The sequence below is a fragment of the Psychromonas sp. genome, from assembly GCF_983033635.1.
This window is the reverse complement of the sequence record NZ_CEZLMY010000085.1, coordinates 9,174-14,869: the sequence shown is the minus strand read 5'-3', so window position 1 is coordinate 14,869 and position 5,696 is coordinate 9,174. Positions and strand designations below refer to the sequence as shown.

Genomic DNA, 5,696 nt, shown 5'->3' with positions numbered 1-5,696 from the left:
AGCATCTAAGTACAATTTGGCTTGCTGATTTTGCATCTTGAAGTAACATGGGTATTAAAAGGCGGTGACCGTTTAAAGTCACCGCAGTGCAAATTATCCCGAGCTGAGGTTAGTTAATATTTCTGTAAGTAATTGCTACTTTATATCGAGATGTTCCCTTTATTTTATTGAGTATATTAATATCCACAATATCACCATTGAAGATATAAGGTTTCAGGCTATTTTCTAACAAGCGCTTCGAAAACTGATTTGGCGACAAAGCATAATAGAGTGTTGATGATCTGTTCTGATGTTCATTCATCATCAGGTAGAGCCATAAAGCGCGTTCCGTTTCATGATAGCCACTTTTCCAGGAAAACTGCTTTGAGGTCCAGCTGTCATCGTCCCCCCATAGGGAACCATCAAATTTAACGCCATCTCGGATGCCGCGAACTTCCCTACCTGTATCCACAAAGTTAAACCAGAACAGGCCGCTTTTCTCTAGAATAGGAGCCACAATATCCGCGCTGTCTTTCAGTCGCAGAGCGGCATACTGGTCAAGCTCACTGTGAACCCACCATGCCGCACGATGATCTGTTAGCGCATCATGTGCCCCGGAAAATCGCTGTCCATACGCGCCATATTCATTTGGAGAAGCCTGGAGCATTTCAAGAGCATTTGCTTGAATAGCAAGAAACTGCTTAGGATCTTTTCCCTGTGCTTTAAGTTCTTGACCAATTCGTTCAAGAAGCCAGTAAGATTTGATTGAATGACCAATATCAACATGATCCCCATTCCAATCCGTTCTGTTTAGCTGGGTATTCCAGAAAATACCATCTTTATAAAATCGCTCGTAAACCAAATCACCCAAAGTCGAAATCTCATTAAACACCTTATCGCGCTTATTGCCATTTGGAAGCGAGTTATAATAAAGCATCAAATAGGCATTCAGATGATCGAGTACAGACACTGAATCCAAACCTTTGCTTTTAAATTCAACAGGAGTGGTCAGATCCTCTGTTAAAGCATCATACGGAGAGTTATTCAACGGATCCCAAAACGCACCATCGAATACAAACTCGCGCATTTCATCAACAGGTTTAGCGTATCTGTTTTCGCCGGTAATATGATGCATTGCCGCATAGCCAATTACAGCATACGCTTGATCTTGAGATGACTTATCTGCACCAATAGAATTCCCCTGACCATCAAGGATCGCATAATAGCCCTTGAATCCTTCAGCATCATCCCTGGCGTTTTCTGTTAACCAATTTATTCCTTTTTGCGCATACTCAAGTAATATTTCATCACCAGTTAACTGATAACCCATCGCATAAGTATAAACCTGTCGCGATACCATGCGGATATACTGTTCACCGTAAACAGGCGCGCCTGTTAATTCCCTTGAAGTAGGGAAATTGCCAAAAGGCTCCCCATTTGCTGATTGATCAACCCACCATGGTTTAATATCTTTTTTCCAGTGGCTTTTCCATAATTCACCATCCATAACATCCTGTGCAAACAAAGATGTTGGAAGTATGATTAAAAATGCGAATAAAATTCTTCTCATTAAATATCCCTAATTACTTGTTTAATATTTATAACTGCCAAAATAAAATGAAAAACAGCTGCTGCCTGTGCACTTTATTCCGGCTGTATAGATACAGAATAAATATCTAAATAACAATGGGTTAAATTAAATATATCAATAAGATAGCGAATAAAATTCAAATGCGAATAATTTTGCCATCTGTATGATGATTATCATCGGATCTTTGCACTAATCAAAAGCAAAGCGTACAGTAGGCGCTTGTTTTGATTGTTAATTTCGATTGTGTTTTTTCCCGTTTTAAGTCCCTGTTCAGAGGTTTTGTAGTGAGTATTATTCTTGGTATTGATCCCGGCTCTCGTATTACCGGCTATGGGGTGATTCAACAAAAAGGCAGCAAATGTATATATATTGCCAGTGGTTGTATTCGCACTAAAGGGGATACGCTCGCACCTAAACTGGATATGATTTTTAATGGTATCAGCGAAATTATTAAACAGTATCAGCCAACTGAATTTGGCATCGAACAAGTGTTTATGGCAAAAAACCCGGACTCGGCGTTAAAACTCGGGCAAGCACGTGGCGCTGCGATTGTCGCTGCTACACAAGCTGATTTGTATGTTTGTGAATATTCCGCTCGCCAGATTAAACAAGCGGTTTCGGGCACAGGTGGCGCAAGCAAAGAACAAGTACAGCAGATGGTGATGCAGATTTTAAAACTTTCAGGCCGGCCGCAAGCCGATGCGGCTGATGGTCTGGCTGTTGCTATTTGTCATGCTCATACAGCGCAGTCGCTGGTGGCAATGTCCGGGCAAGTTAAAAAAACGGTACGTGGACGTTTCCGTTAATCTAAAAACTCAATGGAATGAGTTAAAAATCAATTTATTTCTGTTTTTCCTATGAGGTTTTAATGAAAGATCTGTCCGAAACACATTTGGGTGTTATTTATGCCCTTGGCGCTTACCTTATGTGGGGATTCGCTCCAATCTACTTTAAGTATTTAGAGTTTATTCCTGTTTATGAAATATTAGCGCATCGTGTTATCTGGTCGGCAGTCGTCACTGCCATTATCCTTTCTTTCTTAGGTGGTTGGCCTAAAGTATTGGAAGTCAGTCAGTCACCTAAAAAGCTTGTGTTTCTGTGTGTTACTACCTTACTGATTAGCACTAACTGGGTGGTTTTTATCTGGGCGATTAATAATGGACGCATGTTAGATGCGAGTTTAGGTTATTTTATTAACCCGCTTATTAATGTCGTGTTAGGTTTGATCTTTTTAAATGAATCTTTAAGCCGTATTAAATGGATTGCAGTAGCACTGGCACTGATTGGCGTGTTAATTCAAGTGCTGCAGTTAGGTGAACTGCCTTGGGTCTCATTGGTATTACCATTCAGTTTTGCTTTTTACGCGTTAATACGCAAAAAAATTAAAATTGAAGCTCTGACGGGGTTGTTTATTGAAACCTTACTGGTTATACCCGTTGCCCTTTATTACCTTATTTATGTCGCGCAAACAGACACTGCGAATTTGCTGACTAACAGATGGTCGTTAAACGCCTGGTTGATGTTTGCGGGTATTGTTACAGCGATGCCTTTGATATTTTTTGGGCAAGCAGCCTTACGATTAAAACTGTCTACACTTGGTTTTTTCCAATATATGGCACCATCATTACTGTTTATGTTTGCTGTGGTTTTTTATGGCGAAGAGTTAAGCCTGGTTAAAACAGTTACCTTCTTGTTTATTTGGTCTGGAATATTTCTGTTTGCCTTTGAGAATAAAATCAAATCCTGGTTGTAATACCAAATCCACTAGTTATCTATTCATTTATGCTTGTTAAAATGAATGCTAGCTTCGTTATTGATTTTGAAATTAGAATAACTAGTTACTGCAATCAATGCCTTGCTATCGTCCATTTTTCCTGCGCCTAAATAGATCATCTAATTAGTGAAATTGGTATGATTTTTCCAAACAATTAAGGACGCAGATGAAATAACACTGGATATTTACTCAGTTGTTTTCTATGCTTAGCTTTTCTGCAGCAAACAAGGTTTTAAAATGATTGGTCGACTACGTGGTATTTTATTAGAAAAACAACCACCAGAAGTATTATTAGATGTATCTGGTGTCGGTTATGAAATTCAATTACCGATGAGTTCGTTTTATCCTTTACCTGAAATTGGGCAGGAAGCGATTATTTACACCCATTTTGTAGTGCGTGAAGATGCACAGCTCTTATATGGTTTTTCCGATAAACATGAACGTGCAATGTTCCGCGAATTAATTAAAGTAAACGGTGTCGGCCCTAAGTTAGCACTTGCTATTTTATCTGGCATGTCAGCAAACCAGTTTGTGCAGTGTATCCATAACGATGCAGTGAGCTCGTTAGTTAAATTACCGGGTGTGGGTAAAAAGACCGCTGAGCGTTTAGTGGTGGAGATGAAAGATCGCCTTAAAAACTGGACGGGATCAGATTTATTAACACCTGAGTCGGATAAAATGGCTTTTGAGAATGGTTTAGAAAATACCTTTCGCAGTGGTAACGCTAAAGATGAAGCGATTAGTGCGCTGGTGGCATTAGGTTATAAACAGCTGATGGCAGAAAAAGTGATTAAACAAGTTTATCAAGATGGTATGGATTGCGAATTATTGATCCGCAGTTCACTTAAAAGCATGGTATAAAAATGATTGAAGAAGATCGCCTGATTTCCGGCACTGAAAAAGTTGATGATGGTTTTATTGATCGCGCGATACGCCCTAAATTATTGGCTGATTATGAAGGTCAGCCGCAAGTTAATGCGCAGATGGAAATCTTTATTGAAGCCGCGCGTCAACGTAATGAAGCATTAGATCACCTGCTTATTTTTGGCCCGCCCGGGCTGGGTAAAACCACGCTTTCACATATCGTTGCTAATGAGCTTGATGTGAATATCAAAACAACTTCAGGTCCTATTTTAGAAAAAGCCGGTGATTTAGCTGCACTCTTAACTAATCTTGAAGAAAACGATGTGTTATTTATCGATGAAATACACAGATTAAGTCCAATAGTTGAAGAAATTTTATATCCGGCGATGGAAGATTATCAGCTCGATATAATGATTGGGGAAGGGCCTGCCGCGCGCTCTATTAAACTTGATTTACCTCCGTTTACTTTAATTGGCGCAACCACGCGAGCTGGATCGTTAACCTCTCCACTGCGCGACCGTTTTGGTATTGTGCAGCGTCTTGAATATTATGATCTTAAATCCTTAACTCATATCGTTTTACGCAGTTCTAAACACCTTGAGTTGACCATGGATAAATCGGGGGCAATTGAAGTAGCTAAACGTTCCCGCGGTACACCACGTATTGCCAACCGTTTATTACGTCGTGTACGCGATTATGCGCAGGTAAAAAAAGCGAGTGTGATCAATGATGAGATCGCGAAACAAGCACTGAATATGCTCGAAGTGGATAATCAAGGTTTTGATTATATGGATAGAAAACTGCTGATGGCTATCTTAGATACTTTTCAAGGCGGACCTGTAGGTTTAGATAATTTAGCAGCAGCCATCGGTGAAGAGAAAGAGACGATTGAAGATGTATTAGAGCCGTATCTGATTCAGCAGGGTTTTTTACAACGCACCCCAAGAGGGCGGATCGCCACCAATAGAACTTATCTGCATTTCGGTTTTGATAAACCGGTATTATAATTATTGCGCTTTGCGCAGCTCCTCTAATACAGACGCTGGCGAGAAATTATACTCTTTTAAATGCTTATTAAGCGCTTTTGAGCGTAAGCGGAAATTGATATCTTTCCAATCATGCGACTCTAGACGGGGGAGTAACAGATCGATATCTGCGGATGTGATTAATGACATTGGCGATTGAAATTGGTAAAAAGAGTCTGCGTTAAGGGGGGAGTCGTTAAAATGATCATATAACATGATCACCGCCCATGCACCATCCATAAAGTGTCCACCGGCTGAGGTGCTAATCTGATTTTGTTTGACGGCGGCTAAGCCCGCTTGAGACCAGTCAACGCCGCCTGTCAGATAATCTTTTCCTTGTATTAAGCCCTTTTCAGATAAGGCCTGCTCAACAGCTATAGCCATTAGATCGCTAGCAGTCCAGTAGACTTTTGTATCGGGATAACGCTGTGATAGACCAAGGGCTTTATCGTATGCCGTTTCC

Annotated in this window: 6 protein-coding genes; 4 read left to right on the top strand and 2 right to left on the bottom strand. The window is 40.4% G+C overall.

Going from position 1 to position 5,696, the window contains the following annotated elements; genetic code table 11:
- Window positions 1-109 precede the first annotated feature (109 nt).
- A complete protein-coding gene (locus AC4GME_RS11760; protein ID WP_490377875.1) occupies window positions 110-1,549 on the bottom strand; it encodes an AGE family epimerase/isomerase in 1,440 nt (479 codons plus the stop codon).
- A gap of 305 nt (window positions 1,550-1,854) precedes the next feature.
- Here AC4GME_RS11760 and ruvC point away from each other — a divergent pair, with 305 nt between their 5' ends.
- The 4 genes from ruvC to ruvB all read left to right on the top strand — a co-directional run bounded on the left by ruvC (window position 1,855) and on the right by ruvB (window position 5,215).
- Complete coding sequence (gene ruvC, locus AC4GME_RS11755) at window positions 1,855-2,376, top strand: crossover junction endodeoxyribonuclease RuvC (protein ID WP_490377874.1); 522 nt, start codon at window positions 1,855-1,857, stop codon at window positions 2,374-2,376.
- Window positions 2,377-2,438: 62 nt separating this feature from the next.
- Complete coding sequence (gene rarD, locus AC4GME_RS11750) at window positions 2,439-3,323, top strand: EamA family transporter RarD (RefSeq protein WP_490377873.1); 885 nt, start codon at window positions 2,439-2,441, stop codon at window positions 3,321-3,323.
- Window positions 3,324-3,581: 258 nt separating this feature from the next.
- A complete protein-coding gene (gene ruvA, locus AC4GME_RS11745) occupies window positions 3,582-4,205 on the top strand; it encodes a Holliday junction branch migration protein RuvA (RefSeq protein WP_490377872.1) in 624 nt (207 codons plus the stop codon).
- Between the two features lie 2 nt (window positions 4,206-4,207).
- Window positions 4,208-5,215: a Holliday junction branch migration DNA helicase RuvB gene (gene ruvB, locus AC4GME_RS11740; protein WP_490377871.1), complete on the top strand. Its 1,008-nt coding sequence runs from the start codon at window positions 4,208-4,210 to the stop codon at window positions 5,213-5,215.
- Here ruvB and AC4GME_RS11735 read toward each other — a convergent pair.
- Window positions 5,216-5,696: type 1 periplasmic-binding domain-containing protein (locus tag AC4GME_RS11735; protein ID WP_490379433.1), on the bottom strand; the 481-nt coding region annotated here is incomplete at its 5' end.